An 18,175-nucleotide genomic window follows, 5' to 3' on the forward strand; every position below is an offset into this window, starting at 1 on the left:
CGCCTGAACAAGTGAGGCCCCCGTCCCTGCACAGGACGGGGGCCTCAGGGCTCTTGGAAACCCGTCGATCACGATAGCAGCGGGCCCGGGCCGGTAAGACGCCTAGAGTGGCCTCCTCGCCAACAACGCGGAGGGACGACGGTGGTGGGTCGCGGGAAGCCGTACCTGGTCGGCACGCAGGAGTTCGCTGCGCTGTACGGGGTGGAGAAGCAGATGCCGCGCCAGTGGATCAGCCGCGGCGCGCTCGACCGGGAGACCGCGGTAGTGATCTCCGGGCAGATGTACTGGCCGCTGGGCGTCGCCGTCGAGTTCGGCAAGCAGGGGCGCGGCAAGGCGCTGGACGAAGAGGTGCTGGCGCGGTTGCGGGAGTCCCAGGGGCCTGGGTGGACGCCGGCTGCGAAGGCCGAGCTGCCGCCGATCGTCGGCCAGCAGGAGCTCGTGGAGGTGTTCCGCCTGCCGTCGCAGCCGACGCTGGTGACGGCGATCGACAGCGGACGGTTCCCACCGGCGGACTGGCAGCTCGGTGGATCGGGGGGGCTGTGGCTGCTGGACACGGTGCTGGGCGAAGAGGCGTTGGCCCGGTTGCGGGAGACTGCTCGGAGCCTGCCGTGGGTGCCGGACGAGGAGGTCGTCCGTGCGCTGCGGGAGGGGCGCTACGACGGCCCGGGTGCGGTGGTTCTTCCGCGCGGCCGCATGGCGTCAAAATAGGACATTAGTGTACCTAGGGGCCATCTGCGACTAAGATATAAGCAACCCCACAGGGGGGTTTGTATCCGAGTCGAGGAGGCTCTGCGCATGATGGAGTACAGGATCGAGGGGGACCGTGCGATCCTCGCCGTGGATCGCTGGGAGAAGCTGCCGGTCGAGTCGCACCACTGCGGCAAGGTGCACCGTCCGGACGTCGACTGCTGATTGGGATTGATCTCTAGCGCACTCCACCCCCAAGATAGGTCACACGACTGAAAACCGAGTCGATGGGGGTGGATGCGTGAAAGTCAGCCAGGACGAGATCCCGGGGCTGTGGATCGAAGAGATCCACGAGCCCGACGGGAATCCCGGCGCGACGATCCAGCAGCAGTTCGAGGCGTTCCACCAGCTCAACCCCTGGGTGCTCGACGCCCTGGAGGAGCTGACGGCCGACTGCCTGACCAGGGGATTTCCCCACGTCGGCATCGGGATGCTCTTCGAGATCCTGCGCTGGCGCTACGGGCTGCACACCCGTGGCGATGCCTTCCGCCTCAACAACAACTTCCGCTCCCGGTACGTCCGGCTCCTCATAGACCGGCACCCGGAGTGGATCTCCGTGTTCGAGGTCCGCGCCCTGCGCGCAGCCTGAACCACACACATCTTGGAGACCCACCGTGAGCGCACCCGCGCCCAAGACGCCGGCACCGTCCGGCCCGAAGCTCAAGACCCGACGCCCAACCGGCATCGTCCCGTGGCCTCTCGTCCTCATCGAGGGCGAGGAGGGGGCGGGCAAGACCTGGTCGGCCGCCGAATTCAGCGCGTCCGAGAAGATCGGCCAGATGTACTGGATCGACCTGGACGAGGGGTCGGCCGACGAGTACGCCGCCATCCCCGACACCCGCTACCTGATCATCGAGCACGACGGCACCTACCGGGACATCCTGGAGCAGATCGAGGCGGTGCATGCCGAAGCCCGGCGGGCTGCCCTCGCCGGTGAGCCACCGGTCGTCCTCACCATCGACAGCGGTTCCGCGCTGTGGCGGATGCTCACCAACTGGACCCACGAGCGGGCCCGGCGCGCCAACGCGAACAAGAAGCGGCTCTTGGCCGACCCGGACGCCGCGATCGACATCGGCATGAACCTCTGGAACGACTCGGTCGAACGCTGGCAGCGCATCATGTGGCTGCTGCGCACCCTGCCCGGCATCGCGATCGTCCTGGCCAGGGGCAAGGAGATCAGCGCCCTTGACGACAACGGCACCCCGATCCGGGGCAAGAGCGAGTGGCGGGTCCAGGGCCACAAGGACCTCGGCTTCGACTCCACGGTCTGGGTCCGGATGCGCCGGGACGAGGACCCGCAGGTCATCAAGGTTCGCTCCCTGCGGCTCCGGGTGGAGAAGAGGCGCCCGCTGCGGCTGCCTGACTTCTCGATCGAAGACCTGATCTTCAACCTGCTCGGCTGCTCCCAGGACTCCCAGCCCCGGGTGATGCCCGCCCTGGCCGGGGACCGCGTCCAGCCGTGGCTGGAGCGGGTTACCCGAGTCTCCGACCGAGCGCAGCTTGGGGAGATGTGGAAGACCGTCGGCAAGCCGGACGTCCAGCTGTCGCGCGACGAGGTACTGACGGTGCGGGCCGCGATCGAGCAGCGTGTTGCTGAGATCGACAACCCGCAGAACGAGATGGGCAGTTCACCGACCACCGACGCGGAGAAGCTGCGTGCGGCGGCGGAGCGTGCGGCAGCATCTGGTGTGGAGGCGGCCGCATGACCGCACTGACGGACAGCGCATCCACTACCCCTTCCATCTGGCAGGCAGCCCACAATGCCGACCGGCGCCGACCGCGCTCGCGGCAGACCGAGCTGGGGGCCTCCGACACGGTCTGCTCCCGCCGCGCGGCGTACATCGTCACCGGAACCCCCCGCACCAACTTCCCCGAGGGGAAGGCCGCGATCCTGGGCACCTACATCCACGCCGGCCTCCTGGAGGACGCGCGCAAGGAGTTCGGCTGGCAGGTGGAGCGGACGGTGGTCGGCGACGGCGTGCGGGGCCACGTCGACGCTGTCCAGCTGGACGAGGCCACGGCCGCCCGGCTGCCGAAGGCCCTGCGGCCCAGCGCCCCGGCCCAAGCCGTCACCGTCGAGGACGTGAAGACGAAGTCCACGTGGAAGTGGGACCAGGTGCTGCGGTACGGCGCTACCAGGGCGGAGCTGCGGCAGGTCTACCTCTACGCCGCGATCCTGCGCAAGTACGGCTTCGCGGACGTCCAGGGCCAGAAGGCGCTGGCTCGGCTCGGCCCTATCGACGTCCAGCGCATCCGCTTCCGGTTCGTGTGCAGGGACAACGGCGAAGAGCACGTCCAGGAGTTCGCCTATGACGACCTGGAGGCCAGTGCGGCCCTGTTCTGGGTGGAGCGCGTACTCGAGGTCACCGATCCCGAAGAACTGCCGCGCGACCATGACGGGCCCGGGCTTGCGGCAACGTGCGACTTCTGCCCGTGGCTCACGGCCTGCTGGGGGCAGACCGGTCCGGGTATCCCGGTCCAGACGCTCCTGGTCAAGGACGACGACGACCGAGTCCGGGCACTGGCCGACTACGTCCGCGGCCACGAGCTGGAGACCGCTGGCAAGAAGGTGAAGAAGCTCGCGCGGGCCATGCTCGACCAGACCAAGGCCGACACCTACGGGGCCAACGTCCTGTCGTGGAGCGGCGGGAACCCGATCAAGGAGCCCGACAAGGAGGCCATGGTCGACCTCTACGACGACGCCAGCGTGCCGGTGCCAATGGTGCCCGACGTGGACACGATGGTCGCGTTCCTCAAGCAGGAGGGCATCGCCGTCCCGATGAGGCTTACGGGCAAGAGGACTGCCCGGTCCATCAACGTCAAACCGGCCCGTACCTGACCCCAGTGCACCGTCCCGGGGCCTGCGAGGTGCGGGCCCCGGGGCTGCTCTGGATGCCACTCAAGGGGAATCGTGAGCATCCAACTTCTTCTCGTTGCAGGCTACTTGGAAGAGGAGGTGGTGGGCGGGAAGACCAACAAGCTCGTCCTGATGAAGCTCGCCGACTCGGCGGACGACCAGACTCGCATCTCGCACCCCGGCCTCACGCGGCTGATGGCGTGGGCCATGGTCAGCGATAAGACCGTGGTGAGCACCATCACCGACCTGATCGGCCGGGGCCTGGTCGAGCGGGTCAAGGTCGGCCGGGCGGGGCAGCGCGCCGAGTACAGGGTCTTCCCTCTCGGCGTGCCGCCGATCCCCACCACGGAGGAGCTGGAGGCCCTTCGTGCGGCCAAGGCGCGTGCCCCGAAGAACGGGAGGCTCGCGCGGGTGCCGGCGTCGAGGGGCAGGCCGGATGTTCCCGCCCGGACGCACGCGGACGTCCAGGCGAGGGTGGAGCGGCTGGCGGCGCAGGCGCCGAAGACGCGCCGGGAGCCGTCAGGGTCGCCAGCGGGGAACCCCGACGCTGGCAGCCCGTGGGGTCGGAGCGAGGGGGGAGCAGGGTTGCCGAAAGGAAACCCTGCTCAAGCAGGGTCGCCGAATGGGAACCCTGAAGTCAGGGCCTCCAGGGTTTCCGATCCGGAACCCCCGGGGTCGCCAGACGGGAACCCCGGGGGTTCCGGATCGGGAACCCCTGTTCTTCCTGTTCCTTCCTCTTCCCTTCCTTTCCCCCCTACCCCCACGGCTGACGCCGCGGGGGAGCCCGCTGCGCACCCCGGCGAAGGTCAAGCCTCCGGCTGCCCGAAGCACGCGAGTCCGGCCGCCAACTGCCGGGGCTGCGGAACGAATGCGCGGGCTCAGCGCGACGCGCAGCGAAAGGAGCTGGCGGAGGCCGACCGGCGGAACCGGGAGGACTGGGTGCGGGCCTTCGTCCAGGACCAGGAGGAGCGTGCCCAGCTCAGGGCCGCCGATCCCGACAGGGTGGCCACTGCGTTCAGCACCGCGCGGGAGATCGCGGCGCGAGCCGCACAGGAGCGGCGCGAACGCGGGCGACCTTGATCGACAACCATTGACCCAGGTCGCTTTGCGACTAAGATATAAGTAACGGATTCGTCGGAATCCCTCACTCTCTGGAGGCAGTGCGTGAACCTCGACAGGAAGTACCTGGTGCAGATCGCGGCCGTGGGCTGCGGCTGTTCCCGTTGTGAGCCCACGTTCGTCGGCGAGCCGCTCTCGCTGCCGCGGGCGGCCGCCGAACTCGTCCGCATGGCGTACGGCGTGGGCATGGGCGGCGACGTCCAGCTCTCGACCCGTCACGGCCTCCCCGAGGCGATCTGCACCGGCGCGCCGGGCAGCCGGTCCCCCCTGCGACTCACGCTACAGGCGGTCATCGTGCTTCCCGACCTCACGATCTTCTCGCTCTAGAGATAGGTCACACGACTCGAAGCAATCAGGCTCCGTTTCTCGTGAACGGTGCCCTCACCTCTTGGAGCCCACGTGTCACACCCGCTCAAGCTCGCCCCTCTGCCCGACCACGGCAACATCACCGACCCGACGTGGCAGACGTACTACGCCAACTACGCCCACGTGATCACCCCGCTGCGCCAGTTCGGATGGACCACCGACATCCAGCTCAGCTTCGGCGTCCGCATCATCCGCGCCATCGTCGGCGACGGCACCGAACTGCACATCGGTTCCGTCGCCGGACTGCCCCTCGACCCCCGGCAGGTCAAGAGCTGGGTGGTCACCCGCGTGGCCGAGGACCAGACCCGCCCCGGCCTCACCGTCCTGTACGACTCCACCGAGGACGGCGCACAGCGCCACCACGGCGCGGAGATCGGCCCGATGCTCGGCCGGGTCCGCAGGGTCCTGCGAGTTGCACCCCCGGAGGGCCGCTCCTACCAGATCGTCAGCACGGCCTACCGCGCGGCCGGAGCCACCACGGACCACTACCCGGCCGGGTCGCGCGCCGAAGCTCTCTCCGTCTACGAGACCTGCGCCGAGGCGCTGGCCACCGAGCTGTGGACGCGCATCTACGCGCCGAGCTGGCCGGAGCCCTCCGACCCGGACCCCGCCCCGGACTCGGAGCCGCCCGCCCTTGCCCTCTCCGTCTGGGCGCTCGGCCCGGACGTCACCGTCCTTCGGATCGCCGCCGTCTGACCCCGCGCCGGGCCGCAGGCGCGGCCCGGCGCTCCTCTTGGAGACCTCATGAACCTCGCACCCATCCCTGCCGGTCGGGACGCCGACCCGACCTGGCTACTCGTGCACCAGCACTACGTGCGGCTGATCACCCCGCTGCGCGCCCGCGGCTACGTCGTGGACATCAAGAACGCCGCCAAGGCCGCCGCGCGCACCATCACTGCCGCACTGCCCGACGGCACCCGCCTGACGATCACCACGGGCAACGGACTCCCGCTGCACCCTGGCCGCGTCCGCTGCTGGGTGGTCGAGCACAAGCCGAAGAGCGAGGACGCCACGGTCCTCGTCTACGACTCGACGCCCAGCGGCCTCGACCGGTCGGCCAACGCCATCCTCTCCCCGCTGCTCGTCGCGCTGGACAAGCACATCGCGGCGTGGGGCCTGGGAGAACTGCCGCCAGGCGGGCACCCGGTGGCGATCCACTACAGCCACGCCACCGACGCCCGCTTCGGGCCGGTCGAGCACGCCGGCGAGTACGCCGACCTCGCGACCGCCCTCGTCGCCTACCAGGGCCACGAGGAGAGCCTGACCCGCGAGGGCTGGCGGCGGCTGTGGACCCACCCCTGCTCCGACTGGCCCCGGACCATGTGGGGCCGGGAGGGGACGGTCATGCACGTCTGGACCGACCTGGCCGAGCTGTGCCCGCTCTCGCTCGCCGCCCCGGGGGAGACCCCGTGATCTCTCTCGCCTTACTCGCCGTCGGCCTGGTCGAACTCGGCCTGATCGTCGTCGCCGGAATCGAGCAACTCGCATGGGAGAGCAGGACCTTCCAGCCCGTCGGCATCCATCGCCGAACCCGCCGCCCCTGACCCGCATCCCGGCCAGCCGCCCGGCTGGCCGGGACCACCCCCGGAGACATCCATGACCGAAACCCCTGACTGGGCCTTCCAGTTGGTCCGGCCGCCGGTACCCCGCGAACGTCCCGTCCGTCGCCGCCCCGCCGTCCGCCCGGCGGCCACGCCCCTGGTCCGCCACATGCAGGCCGCGCAGCAGGCGCTCGCCAGCGCCATCCGGCAGGACCGGCCTGCACCCGGCCCCGCCCTCTGCCCCTGCGCCTTCCCGCACCCGGCCGTGCGCGACGACCTCGCGGCCAACGTCGAGCGGTTGCGGCAGGCCGGAAGCCCCGACCTGCATCACCAGCTCGTCCTCCTCGCGCGCGTCGACGGCTGCCCGTCCCTGCGCTGACCGCCCGCTGGCCCGCCGCACCGGCGGGCCAGCCCACCCCTCTTGGAAGCCACATGCTCACCTTCACCGATCTGTTCTGCGGAGCAGGCGGGTCCAGCACCGGCCTGGTGGAAGCCGGGTTCGAACTCGTCCTGGCCGTCAATCATTGGAGAACGGCCCTGGAGACCCATGCGTCGAACCACCGCCTCGCCGATCACCTCCTTGCCGACACCAGCGGCCTCGACATGCGGCGCCTGCCGCGCACCCGCGTGCTCTGGGCCTCCCCGATCTGCACCGAGATATCGCCCGCCGGCGGCCGCCGCCGCATCCCTGAGAACCAGCTTTCCCTGCTCGAAGACGGCCCGGTCGACGCCGAGGCGTTCGTCCGGACCCGGGTCACCGCCACCGACGTGATCCGTGCCGTCGAAGTCCACCGCTACGACGCGGTCATGGTCGAGAACGTGGTCGAGTTCGTCACCGACTGGCCCCTGTTCGACTGGTGGCTGTCCGGTATGACGCTGCTCGGCTACAACCACCAGATCGTGTCGGCGAGTTCGGCTCATCTCGGCGGCCCGGACAACCTGCCGGCCCCGCAGTGGCGCGACCGGATCTACGTGGTCTTCACCCGCAAGGGCATCCCGCTGCCGGACCTGCGGATCACGCCCCGCGCCTACTGCGCCGACTGCGGCATGGACGTGGACGCCGTCCAGAGCTGGCGCAACGGCCGGAAGGTCGGCAAGTACCGAGTCCAGTACGACTTCCGCTGCCCGCGTACCCAGTGCCGACACGCGGTGGTCGAGCCGTACGTCCGCCCGGCCGCCGACATCATCGACTGGTCGAACCTCGGGCAGCGCATCGGCGACCGGCCCCGGCCGCTCGCCGCCAAGACCATCGAGCGCATCCGCCGCGGCCTGGAGCTGTTCCCCGACCGTGCCTCGGTGCTGACCCTCAACCACGCCGGCCACGACGGAAGGGCGATGGCCGCTGACGAAGCCCCCGTGCCGGTGCGCTGCGCCAAGCAGGGCGAGGGCCTGCTCGTCCCCGTGGGTGGCACCTGGGCCGACTCCCCGGAGAGCACCCAGGACCCGATGCGCACCCGGATGACCCGGGACACCGAGGCCCTGGTGACGCCGCCGTTCATCGTGGACATGCGCCGCAACGGCTCCGCGCGGTCCCTCGGCGTCCCGCTGTCCGCGCTCGCCACCGCCCGGCACCACGGGCTGACCGTCCCGGGTGCGGCGCGGTATGTCGCCCAGCGCCGCGCCAGCTCCACGCTGGTCATCCCCTATCGGCGCGCGGCCGTCCGGACCGCCGCCGAGCCGGTCCACACCCTCTCCACCCGTGACTCCGCCGGGCTTGCCTCCCTCGCCGAGATGGTGGACGACTGCCACTTCCGCATGTTGCAGCCCGGCGAGCAGCTTGCCGCGCAGCGGTTCCCCGCCGAGTACATCGTCAAGGGCACCAAGGGGGAGCGCACCAAGCAGGCCGGGAACGCGGTCAGCGTCAACGCGGCCGCGTTCCTGGGCCGCCGGTTGATGGAGGTCCTGAGCTGACCTCCGTGACCGCCGCCGGAAACGGCTGGATGAGGGACGCCCCCTGCTTCGGCGATCTGCGCTTCGCGCCCGCCGAGGGCCCCGACTCCAGCCGCTTCGTCCTGCTCGCTCGGGCCCACGAACTCCTGCGCCTGTGCCAGGGCTGCCCGTTCCGCGTCGACTGCGTGGTCCGGGTCAAGCCCAGCCGGAGCGGGCTGGACGGGGTGTGCGGCGGTCACCTGTGGATCGACGGCGTGCCCGTCGCCTCCGCCTACGGGATCGGCCCCGATTCCGACGAGCCGCCCCTCAGGGCTTCCTGCGGCACGCCTGCCGGTGCCCGTGCCCACTCGCGCCACGGGGATGGACGGGCTTGCGATGCCTGCCGCGAGGCGCAGCGTGTCTACCAGCGGGAACGCCGCCGCCGCCTGGCTCTCGAAGCAGCGGAGAAAGAAAGCCGGGAAATGCAAGGAAATCGGTAAATCAATTCCGTCCATTTCTTGATCAGGTGGTAATTGCGACTAAGATATAAGTAAGGAATTCGGGAAACCCCGAATGCGACGAGAGGGGAAATCAAATGACTGCCTGCCCGTGCGAGTGCAACCGAGGCGGATTCTGCGGCGGCTGCGGCCACGCCGGCTGCGGCGGCCGCCGCCCCCGCCGCTGACCCCAAGCGCCCCCGGCCAGCCGGGGGCGCACCCCACCAACCCCTCCGCCCCGGCCAACCAGCCGGGGCGGACCCATGAGCGAAGGAGAAACCGTGACCGCCCGCGCAAGCGCCGTCCAGCGCCTCGCCGAACAGCTAGACCTGCCCGCCGAAGCCGTCGCCATCAGCTACCGCACGGTCCGCCAGGCGCTCGACCGGCACCGCCAGCAGTACCACCCCACCATGCCCGCCGAGACGTACGTCCGCCTCGCCTTCGCCGACGGCTACGCCCTGGCCCTCATCGCCGCTGCCTCCTTCCGGCTCCTCCACCGGGACGAGGACGCCGCCCGAGTGGAAGCGATCCGCGCTGCCGCCCACCCCGAGCCCGGTGCCCCGCGCATCCGCCCGACTGCGGGCTGCGCCCCCGAGGACGCGGACCACCCCGACGTTCAGGCCGCCGTCGCCATTCTCGCTGCTGCCGGCCTGCCCCCGATCGAGACGCCACGCGGAGACGGCTTCCAGGTCGTCCCCGCCGGACCCGAGCTGCCTGGCTGGCTGTTCATCGCCCGCGACAGCCAGCACGCCGAACGGACCGGCTTCGCGGGCGGCCCCAGCGGCTACGAGCGAGTCATGCGCTTCGCGGGCTGGCTCACCCGCCCCGAGCCCGACACGGGCCTGCTCGCCATCTGCCTGCCCGACCACATCCGCCAGGCCCTCGGTTCCTCGCCCGCCCGCTGACACCGGTGCCGCCCGGACCGGACGCGCGAACACGGACCGGCCCGGGCGGCACCCCGCCCGACTCCAACGAACCGGAGACACCCATGCCCTTCCTTCTCCAGGACGCCCTGATGCCAGGGGCGACCCCGCTGCTCCCGGCCCCCCTGTGGCAGGCCGGAGTACCCACGAAGCTCCGATCCTTCTCATTCGGGGGAGGCGTCCAGAGCGTCGCCGCGCTCGTCCTCGCCGCCCGGAAGGAGATCCCCTACACCTCCTTCCTGTTCGCCAACGTCGGCACGGACTCCGAGAACCCCGCCACCCTCGCCTACGTCGAGCAGTACGCCCGACCCTTCGCGAAGGCGCACCGCCTCGAACTGACCACCCTGGACCGCGTCATGGTCAGGACCGGAGAAGTCCGCACCCTGTACAGCGAGTTGACCCGGGAAGGCTCGCGCTCCCTGAAAATCCCGGTCCGCATGTCCAACGGGGCCCCCGGCACCAGAAGCTGCACGCTCGACTGCAAGATCAGGGTCATCGGCCGCGAGCTGCGACGCCGAGGAGCCACCAAGGACACCCCGGCCACCGTCGGCATCGGCATCAGCCTCGATGAGATCGAACGCGCCAACGACAGGCGGTGCGAGCCCTACGAGCGCATCGCCTACCCGCTCCTTGAACTGGGACTGCGCCGCGCCGACTGCATGCGCATCATCAACGACGCCGGCCTGCCCGTCCCACCGAAGTCGGCCTGCTGGTTCTGCCCGTTCAAGCGCGTCGAAGGCTGGCTCGACATGAGGCGGACCAACCCGGACCTCTTCGAACGGGCCTGCCAGCTCGAAGACCTGCTGAACGAGAGGCGCGACCGCCTCGGCCGCGACCACGTCTACCTCAGCGCCTTCGGCAGGCCCCTGCGCAGCGCCATCCCCGACGGCGTCGACACCCTCTTCGACTCCGAGACGGACGGGGCCTGCGACTCCGGATGGTGCATGACATGACTGCCCCCCTGCTCCCCGGAGCCGCGCCCGTCGTCGTCCCCCGCCCCCTGCCTTCCTGGGTCGTGACGGCCCAGCAGGCCGCAGCCGAACCGCCCAAGCCCGAGATCCACATGGGCCAGCGCCGACGGGCTCCGTTCGCCAGCCACCGAGAGATCGCCAACCGGCTCGCAGAAGACGTCACCGACGCCTGGTTCAAGGCCCGCGGCGGCTCCCAGCACGCCATCCCCATCGGCGTCGTCGCGGCCCTCGCCCTGGTAGTCGTCAAGGACGAGGCCGGGCCCGACCTGGGTGACCAGTTCCTTGCCCTGGACCCGGCCGAACTCGGCGCCGTCCTCAAGGACATCTGGGGCATCACCTGGTACCGGCACCCCTACCTCATCCAGTGCGCCCTGCCGCTGCACGAGTGGCTGACCGTGCCGGAGCCGGACCCCGAGATCCTGCATGCCGTCCACAAGACCGCGCACGCCGCGATCAACAGCGGCCTGTTCCAGATCACCAGCCACCAGGACCCCGGTCTCCGCACAGACACCGACGTCCTCTCCCGGCTCATCATGGACATGAGCACCAAGGCCAAGCGCCTCGCGGACGGCGAGTTCCACACGCCCGACCCCGCATGCGACCTAATGGCCCAAGTCCTGCTCGGGCAAAAGGACTTCACGCCCGGCATGAGCTTCATGGACCCCGCCGCAGGCAGCGGCGGCATGCTCCGCGCCGCTGCCGCCCACCTGCGCGACCACGGCCACGACCCGGCCGACTACGAGTGGTACGGCAACGACATCAACGAGATCGCCGTCGCCTGCCTCGCGGTCAACTCCATCATCTGGGGCCTCGGGCCCAACGTCGTCATCGCCAAAGCCGACTCCCTGGCCGACCCCGGCTGGCCCACCCGCGCCCGCGCCGAACGCGCCGAGGTCATCGCCCACCGCAACCGCGTCGTGGAGCTGGCCGCCACCGAAGCTGCCCACCGCCGAGCCATCCGGCTCCTCACCCAGCTCACCGAACCCCTCGAAAGGACAGCATGACCCTGCCCAACGCCCACACCTACACGGCACAACTCGCAGACCAGCTGCCCGACTGGACCCGCTACGACGACCCCGCCGGCACCCCGGGAGCGGCCTACCTCGCCCACCCAGACGGTCACCGCCTCGGCCTCCGCCTCCAGTCCCACGGCACCATCCAGACCTGGATCACCGCCGGGCCGCTCCCCGAGCTGCCTGCCGCCTCCACGCCGGACGAGGCCGCGAAGGCGCAGACCGCACTCGACGCGCGCTTGCAGCCGAACCGGACCCGACACGCCGTCATCAGCCTGGAGCGCGTCAGGGACCCGCACAAGGCCCTGCTCACCCTCGTGACCAGGCACCTGATCCCCGCGCTCACCAACAAACCCCGCTACGCGGCCAAGTCCGACACTGCCTCCTGGGACCCGGGGCAGCCCCTGCCCCGGCTCCGACTGACCCGCCTCCCCAGGCGCACCACCACCAAGAAGGACGCACAGTGACCGAAAGCACGTTCATCGCGACGCTCCACGGGCCCGCCGACGTCGTGGCCTTCGTCCCGTACCACCTGGGCTATCACCCCAAGGACGCGGTTGCCCTGGTCGGCATCAGCGAGGGGAACCGCGTCGGCGGGGTATTCCGCGTCAGCATCCCGCAGCCCGAGGAGCCCAAGGCCGTCGCCTCCGCAGGCATCGGCATGCTCACCCAGATGCACGCCAACCACCACGAGCCGATCGAGAAGATCGCCATCGTTCTCTACAGCGAGCCGGACACCGGTGAAGACCACGCCGGCGTGAGGACCAAGACGGCCACCCTCGTCCAGCACTTCGTGCAGGCAGCCTCCGAGGCGGACCTTCCCCGGCTGGAGGTCCTGCTCGTGTCCAACGACTCCTGGAGCTCCTACCTCTGCGCGGAGAACTCCTGCTGCCCGCCCAACGGCATCCCCCTCCAGGGCACCGCGGCGAGCCCGGTAGCTGTCGCCTACACGCTCGTCGGCAGGGCGCCCTTCCCCAGCTTCCAGGAAGTCCAGCGCCAGCTACAACCCGCCGACGGACTCCACCAGAAGGAGATGGAGGTCGCCATCCCGGCCGCCATCTTCCGCCCCATCGGAATGACTGCCGCGCACGCCCTACTCCTCGAACTGCTCAAAGAGGACAAGATGCCCGCCGCCGACCGGACCGCCACCCTGCTTGCCGCGCTCCAGAACCGCGACTTCCGGGACGTGGCCCTCGGCTACTGCGAAGAGAGCGAACGCAGCCGGGCCATCGCCCTGTGGCGGCACCTCGCCGTCAGCAGCGTGCCCCCGTACCAGAACTTCGCCGCAGCTCCCTTGACCCTTCTCGCTTGGAACAGCTGGCTGCTCCACGAGGACGTCGTGGCCCGGGCCGCACTCGCCCAGGCCCTGGAAGTCGATCCCGCCTACGAGCTGGGCCTCAGCATGCGGGAGCTGTTCATGCTGCCGGCGGAGGCTGCGGCAAGGGTCCAGGAGAAGCTTCGGGGCTACCGGCAGGAGTTCGAGGCCGGTTCCGGCAACACCCGCTCCGACAACGGTGAGCCCGGCGTAGACTAACCAAGGAATCTGACCCGCTCCGGCGGGTACTGCGGCTCCGCCCCCGGGCAGTGGGGGCGGAGCCGTTTTGCTCCTGAATGGTAGAGCCCTGGTCGCCCTTTCGGAGACCTGCGCTGGGCTGGGGTGTCGGCCCCGGACCCCTTCGCGCAGGCTTCTGGGCGGGGCCGGGTGGGGACACGATGGGGACACAAGGATCGTGAAGGCTCGTGATGCTTCCAGATCACCCGACTAGGCACATGCCCTCTGACCTGCGAGGGAGTGTCGAAGCGGGACGGTCGGCGACAGATCGTGTGTCTTCTCGGTCCTCTTGTAAAGCGGGGGTCGTCGGTTCGAACCCGACAGGGGGCTCAGTGAACCACCCCGGATGAGCTGCAGGTTTGGCCTTCTAGGGGCTTCATCGCCGGCCTCGGACTTGTCGTCCGAGGCCGTTTGCGTGAGCGATGCGTGAGCGGATGGCCTGGTCGGGTCGGTTGCCGCCGTGGACTGGGCAACCTTGCGCGGCCTGTTCGCTCGGGGGACAAGCCGGGCCGCCGCCTCTGCGATCGCCCGGTCGACCTGCGGGAGCAGGGTCGTGTACGTGTCCGAGGTGATGCCGATCGAGGAGTGGCCGAGCATCTCCTTGATCGTGTGAAGGTCCGCGCCCGCCGCGTGAGCGAGCGTGGCCGCGCCGTGCCGGAGGTCGTGCAGCCGGATCGGCGGCAGGCCGGCCTCCTCGGCCACCTCGCGGAACCGGTCGGTCACGGCGGTCGGGTGCAGCCACTCGCCGTTCTCTTTGGTGAAGACCCGGCCGGTCTCGACCCAGGCGGTGCCCCACCTCTCGCGGTCGGCCCGCTGCCGCTCGCGGTGCGCCTCCAGGACGGACACCGTCTCGGAGTCGAGGGCGATCGTGCGGGCGCCCGCGTCCGTCTTCGGGTCGTCTTCGTAGACCGCCCAGCCGTCCACGACGAGCTGCTTGGCCACGGTGAGCAACCCCGACTTCAGGTTGGTGTCAGCCCAGCGCTGACCGCACGCCTCGCCGCGTCGCAGCCCCCGGAAGGTGATCAGGTGGAACAACGCGTAGAGACGCTCCTCGGCGGCCTGGTCGAGGAACAGGCCCGTCTGCTCCGGCGTCCAGACCATCACCGGGGACGGCCGCTCGCCGGTGAGCTCCCAGTGCTCGATCCGCTCCTTCGTCCACACGAGCGGCTTCGGGCGCTTGGCGGCCTCCAGCTCGACGTGGGACGCCGGGTTGAAGGTGATGATCTGCCGTCGGATCGCGGCGTTGAGGCCGGCCCTGAGCGTGGATCGGATGCGCTGGCAGGTCGACGCGCTGACGGTCCGTCGGAACGGCTCCATCCCGGCGATGGCGGTCTTGAGAGCCTTGCGCTGCGCGCGGAACTCCTGACCCTTCCAAGGGATCTGGGCGAGTTCGTCGATGGCGGCCCGCCGCTGGGCGTTCGCCTCGGCAATCTCGACGTTCTCCTCCTCGATCGCGGCGAACATCTCCTCCAGGTGCCGGACCCGAAGGCGGTCGAGCCGTATGTGGCCGATCCGCGGCTTGAGGTAGAGCCGGATGCTGCTCTCGTCCCGGCTGATCGCGGTCTGTCGGCCGCGCTTGCCCGCCAGCCACTGGTCGAGCCACTCGCCGACCGTCAGCCGGTTCTGGAGGTCCTGGCCGGAGGCGAGCCGGCGACGGGTCTCCTCGACGTCTGGCAGCGGCGCCTTCTCGTGGGCGACCTTCTCCAGCAGGTCGGCTATCTGCGCGAGGCCCTCAGGATCATCCGCGTCCGGGATGTGCAGCAGCTCGCGAACCTGGTCGAGATCGGCCTGGGCGGTCTTCCGGGACTCATAGCCGGAGCGGTTGAAGGACCGGCGTGAGCCGTCCTCGCGGTTGGGCAGCTCCTGGCGCACCGCGTAGGAACCGTGCTTGCGGCTGCTGAGCTTCGGGCAGGCCTTGCCGAGCGGCTTGCCGGTGTCGGCGTCCCGGCAGTAGCAGCGGTGGTAGGTGGAGCCCTTCATGGGGTTTCCTCCTTCATCCGGTCGTCCTTGTGGTCGGTGTCGAGGAATACGAGGTGGCTGGGGAGCGGAGGGGGAGTCAGCCCCAGCTCGCGCATGCGGTGTCGGATCGGCACGAGCTCCGAGCGAACGGCCTTCACGAGGCGGCCGAACTTGGCGTCGGCGCCGTGCGGCCAGTCCTCCCTCGCGCCGAAGAACTGGAGCTGCCAGGCGTCGTGGTGCCCGGTCCGGATGCGGTGCTCGACGCCCGCGTGCTCGCGAAACACGGCCGCGTCGCCGAAGTTCAGGTCCTCGCCGGTGAACCAGCTGAACGCCGTCCACGGGTCTCGGCTCTCGTGCGGGAGGCAGTCCGCGTTGGTGCTCCCGCCGAGCGGGAAGACCAGGGCGGCCGGCGGCGTGTCGACCGCCTTGGCGAGCACGAGCAGCTCCGGGACGGTGAGGGTCAGCCGACGTCCGGACTCCCAGTTCGCGATGACGTTGCGCGGGATGGGGTGGCCCAGCTCGTCACAGGCGTTGGCCAGGTCCTGCGCGGTCATACCCAGCTCCCTCCGGCACCTACGAACCTCGGCGATCACGGTTCTCGTGACCTGCGCCGACCAAGATTCCACTTCGTCGTGTGTCATATCGACACTTTATTGCGATGCAAGCTGCTCCTCGATCCCGGACTTACCGGGGCCGCCGACCGGGGCTCGCCCCCGTGAATGGAGACAGCTGTGCGAACTGAGACGGGCAACAAGGAGCTCACGGGCATGAGCCGGGCGGAGCTGCTCGCGTTGCCGGCCGCCATCGACCTGGACACCGCCAACCGCGCGATCGGCCTTGGCCGCAGCAAGGGCTACGAACTGGCGAGGCGGGACGCCTACCCGTGCCGCGTGCTGCGGTTGGGCAAGAAGTACCGGGTGATCACCGCAGACCTCCTGCGGCTGCTGGGCATCGACGTCGCGCCGGACGGTGCAGCGGCGTGACGACAAGGCCGCAGGTCGGGCCACGAGCTTGTCTGCTGTGGGAGGACTGCCACCGGAGCAGTGGATCTTCCGTCAGGGCGGTCGTATCGTCGCGTCGCCCGCCGGTCGCAAACCGGCGCAACGCACTCCACCCGCCTGCGAGTTGAGCCAAGTCGGCTCGTCGGCTCGGCAGGCCGGGAACGCGATGGCCCTCGGTGCTACGAACACCGAGGGCCGGGCGAAGTCCCCAGATCAGCGAATCAGTTCAACCGGTGGCAGCGCGACGGTCGAGGTCGTGCGCACCAGCGAGGAGCTTCACCGTGAACTCTACTTCCCGCCAGCCTGCATCGGGAGACCCAGCGAAGGGCTGGCCCGCCGTTGCCGTCCCCGGTCAACCCGGTCACTACCGACCGGCGGTCGGTCAGAACGACATACTGACCGACCGGACTGACCGGGAGCCCGGTGCCTTGACCGGTCAGATCACCGCTGACCCGGTCAGTGCCCCGGCAGGACAGGTCGGTGACCCGGACGTCTTCGGCGGGATGACCGGAAGCGGCGACCTGCCGGTCACTCCGTCATCGCCGGGAGCCGAGCTGCTCTGCGAACTCCGATCCGCCATAGCTCGCTTCGTGATCCTCCCGTCCGAGCAAGCTCTGGATGCCGTGACGCTGTGGGTTGCCGCCACCCATCTACAGCCCGCTTGGCAGCATGCCCCGCGTCTTGCCGTGATCGGCCCGGCCAAGCGCTGTGGGAAGTCTCGGCTGCTCGACATCGTCACCGAGACCGTGCACGACCCACTCATCACGGTCAACGCGTCCTCGGCGGCCATCTTCCGGTCGATCACCGACCAGCCGCCGACCCTGCTCGTGGACGAGGCCGACACCATGTTCGGCACCGTCAAGGCGGCCGAGAAGAACGAAGACCTTCGGGGCCTGCTGAACGCCGGTCACCAGCGCAATCGCCCCACCCTGCGGGTGACCGGCCCGGACCGCAAGGTGGTCAAGTTCCCCACCTTCGCCATGGCAGCCCTGGCCGGTATCGGCGACCTCCCGGACACGATCATGGACCGGTCAGTGGTCATCCGCATGCGCCCCCGGGCGCCGGGCGAGCGCGTCTCCTCGTACCGTTCCGACCGGGACAACCCGGGCCTGCGCGAACTGCGCGACGGCCTCCATGCCTGGCTGGTGCCGCTGACCGACGCGGCGACCGACATGGAGCCGCCCATGCCGGTCGATGACCGTGCAGCTGACACCTGGGAGCCCTTGGTGACGGTCGCGGACCTCGCCGGAGGTGAGTGGCCGGTGCGTGCCCGCGCGGCCTGTCGTGCCATGACCGCCTTCGAGTCCGGGCAGGACGAGGACGGCGGCCTGAGGACGAGGATCCTGGTCGACATCCGCCGCGTCTTCGCCGCCGGTGGCAACCCGGACGCCCTGTCCACCGAGCACCTCCTGACCGCCCTGAAGGCCGACCATGAGGCGCCGTGGGCCGAGCACGGACCGACGGGGCTGAGCGCCCGTGGTCTGCAGCTCCTGCTCAAGGACTACGGCATCGGCTCGATGAACATCCGCTTCCCGGACGGCGTGCAGCTCAAGGGCTTCACCCGCAACGGTTTCCTCGACGCCTGGAGCCGCTACTGCCCCGAGCCCGCTGAGCCGCATACCGCTAACGGCAGCTGACTTGCCGCCAGTCGTACCACCCGTCCCCGCCCAGCTCAGGGCGGGGACGGGTTCGTTCTCCGCAACGGGTGCTGTCGTCCCGGGAGCGCCACCCGTACCGCCTTGACCAGGTGTGCAACGCGT

Annotated in this window: 21 protein-coding genes; 19 read left to right on the plus strand and 2 right to left on the minus strand. The window is 70.0% G+C overall.

Features of this window, described 5'->3' with window-relative positions:
* The first annotated feature begins 141 nt into the window (after positions 1-141).
* From AB0K51_RS09460 to AB0K51_RS09540, 17 genes are all read left to right on the plus strand, one after another.
* Positions 142-708, plus strand: coding sequence for a hypothetical protein (locus tag AB0K51_RS09460; protein WP_363452346.1), 567 nt, complete (start codon positions 142-144; stop codon positions 706-708).
* A gap of 280 nt (positions 709-988) precedes the next feature.
* A complete protein-coding gene (locus AB0K51_RS09465; protein ID WP_363452348.1) occupies positions 989-1,336 on the plus strand; it encodes a hypothetical protein in 348 nt (115 codons plus the stop codon).
* A gap of 25 nt (positions 1,337-1,361) precedes the next feature.
* The gene (locus tag AB0K51_RS09470) at positions 1,362-2,453 is read left to right on the plus strand and encodes an AAA family ATPase (RefSeq protein ID WP_363452350.1); all 1,092 of its coding nucleotides are present in this window, start codon (positions 1,362-1,364) and stop codon (positions 2,451-2,453) included.
* Positions 2,450-3,586: a PD-(D/E)XK nuclease family protein gene (locus AB0K51_RS09475; RefSeq protein WP_363452352.1), complete on the plus strand. Its 1,137-nt coding sequence runs from the start codon at positions 2,450-2,452 to the stop codon at positions 3,584-3,586. The genes AB0K51_RS09470 and AB0K51_RS09475 overlap by 4 nt, the downstream gene beginning before the upstream one ends.
* Positions 3,587-3,658: 72 nt before the next feature.
* On the plus strand, positions 3,659-4,684 hold the full coding sequence (locus AB0K51_RS09480; protein ID WP_363452354.1) for a helix-turn-helix domain-containing protein: 1,026 nt from the start codon (positions 3,659-3,661) through the stop codon (positions 4,682-4,684).
* A gap of 84 nt (positions 4,685-4,768) precedes the next feature.
* On the plus strand, positions 4,769-5,050 hold the full coding sequence (locus tag AB0K51_RS09485) for a hypothetical protein (protein ID WP_363452356.1): 282 nt from the start codon (positions 4,769-4,771) through the stop codon (positions 5,048-5,050).
* 72 nt (positions 5,051-5,122) lie between these two features.
* Positions 5,123-5,785, plus strand: a complete 663-nt coding sequence (locus AB0K51_RS09490) for a hypothetical protein (RefSeq protein ID WP_363452358.1) — start codon at positions 5,123-5,125, stop codon at positions 5,783-5,785.
* A 48-nt stretch (positions 5,786-5,833) separates the two neighbouring features.
* Complete coding sequence (locus AB0K51_RS09495; RefSeq protein ID WP_363452360.1) at positions 5,834-6,502, plus strand: hypothetical protein; 669 nt, start codon at positions 5,834-5,836, stop codon at positions 6,500-6,502.
* Positions 6,499-6,633 (plus strand): hypothetical protein, encoded by a 135-nt coding sequence (locus AB0K51_RS09500; RefSeq protein ID WP_363452362.1) that lies wholly within the window; start codon positions 6,499-6,501, stop codon positions 6,631-6,633. Before AB0K51_RS09495 ends, AB0K51_RS09500 begins: the two co-directional genes overlap by 4 nt.
* A 52-nt stretch (positions 6,634-6,685) precedes the next feature.
* Complete coding sequence (locus AB0K51_RS09505) at positions 6,686-7,009, plus strand: hypothetical protein (protein WP_363452364.1); 324 nt, start codon at positions 6,686-6,688, stop codon at positions 7,007-7,009.
* A 53-nt stretch (positions 7,010-7,062) separates the two neighbouring features.
* Positions 7,063-8,541 carry a DNA cytosine methyltransferase gene (locus tag AB0K51_RS09510; protein ID WP_363452366.1) on the plus strand — a complete coding sequence of 493 codons (1,479 nt, stop codon included), beginning with the start codon at positions 7,063-7,065 and terminating at the stop codon, positions 8,539-8,541.
* Between the two features lie 5 nt (positions 8,542-8,546).
* Positions 8,547-8,999, plus strand: coding sequence for a hypothetical protein (locus tag AB0K51_RS09515; protein WP_363452368.1), 453 nt, complete (start codon positions 8,547-8,549; stop codon positions 8,997-8,999).
* A gap of 278 nt (positions 9,000-9,277) precedes the next feature.
* The gene (locus tag AB0K51_RS09520; protein WP_363452370.1) at positions 9,278-9,901 is read left to right on the plus strand and encodes a hypothetical protein; all 624 of its coding nucleotides are present in this window, start codon (positions 9,278-9,280) and stop codon (positions 9,899-9,901) included.
* Positions 9,902-9,984: 83 nt separating this feature from the next.
* A complete protein-coding gene (locus AB0K51_RS09525; protein ID WP_363452372.1) occupies positions 9,985-10,872 on the plus strand; it encodes a phosphoadenosine phosphosulfate reductase in 888 nt (295 codons plus the stop codon).
* A complete protein-coding gene (locus AB0K51_RS09530; RefSeq protein WP_363452374.1) occupies positions 10,869-11,894 on the plus strand; it encodes an N-6 DNA methylase in 1,026 nt (341 codons plus the stop codon). The genes AB0K51_RS09525 and AB0K51_RS09530 overlap by 4 nt, the downstream gene beginning before the upstream one ends.
* Positions 11,891-12,370: a hypothetical protein gene (locus AB0K51_RS09535; protein ID WP_363452376.1), complete on the plus strand. Its 480-nt coding sequence runs from the start codon at positions 11,891-11,893 to the stop codon at positions 12,368-12,370. Before AB0K51_RS09530 ends, AB0K51_RS09535 begins: the two co-directional genes overlap by 4 nt.
* Positions 12,367-13,437, plus strand: coding sequence for a DUF4192 domain-containing protein (locus tag AB0K51_RS09540; RefSeq protein ID WP_363452378.1), 1,071 nt, complete (start codon positions 12,367-12,369; stop codon positions 13,435-13,437). The genes AB0K51_RS09535 and AB0K51_RS09540 overlap by 4 nt, the downstream gene beginning before the upstream one ends.
* A gap of 228 nt (positions 13,438-13,665) precedes the next feature.
* Here AB0K51_RS09540 and AB0K51_RS09545 read toward each other — a convergent pair whose 3' ends face one another.
* Both AB0K51_RS09545 and AB0K51_RS09550 read right to left on the minus strand, forming a co-directional pair.
* Positions 13,666-15,435 (minus strand): site-specific integrase, encoded by a 1,770-nt coding sequence (locus tag AB0K51_RS09545; protein ID WP_363452380.1) that lies wholly within the window; start codon positions 15,433-15,435, stop codon positions 13,666-13,668.
* Positions 15,432-16,055, minus strand: a complete 624-nt coding sequence (locus AB0K51_RS09550; protein ID WP_363452382.1) for a helix-turn-helix transcriptional regulator — start codon at positions 16,053-16,055, stop codon at positions 15,432-15,434. Before AB0K51_RS09550 ends, AB0K51_RS09545 begins: the two co-directional genes overlap by 4 nt.
* Positions 16,056-16,181: 126 nt before the next feature.
* Here AB0K51_RS09550 and AB0K51_RS09555 point away from each other — a divergent pair, with 126 nt between their 5' ends.
* Positions 16,182-16,397: a hypothetical protein gene (locus AB0K51_RS09555; protein ID WP_238863802.1), complete on the plus strand. Its 216-nt coding sequence runs from the start codon at positions 16,182-16,184 to the stop codon at positions 16,395-16,397.
* A gap of 521 nt (positions 16,398-16,918) precedes the next feature.
* A complete protein-coding gene (locus AB0K51_RS09560) occupies positions 16,919-18,052 on the plus strand; it encodes a DUF3631 domain-containing protein (protein WP_363452439.1) in 1,134 nt (377 codons plus the stop codon).
* The last annotated feature ends 123 nt before the right edge of the window (positions 18,053-18,175 follow it).

It is taken from the genome of Kitasatospora sp. NPDC049285 (genome assembly GCF_040678815.1).
In the GTDB taxonomy this organism is placed as follows: Bacteria; Actinomycetota; Actinomycetes; order Streptomycetales; family Streptomycetaceae; genus Kitasatospora.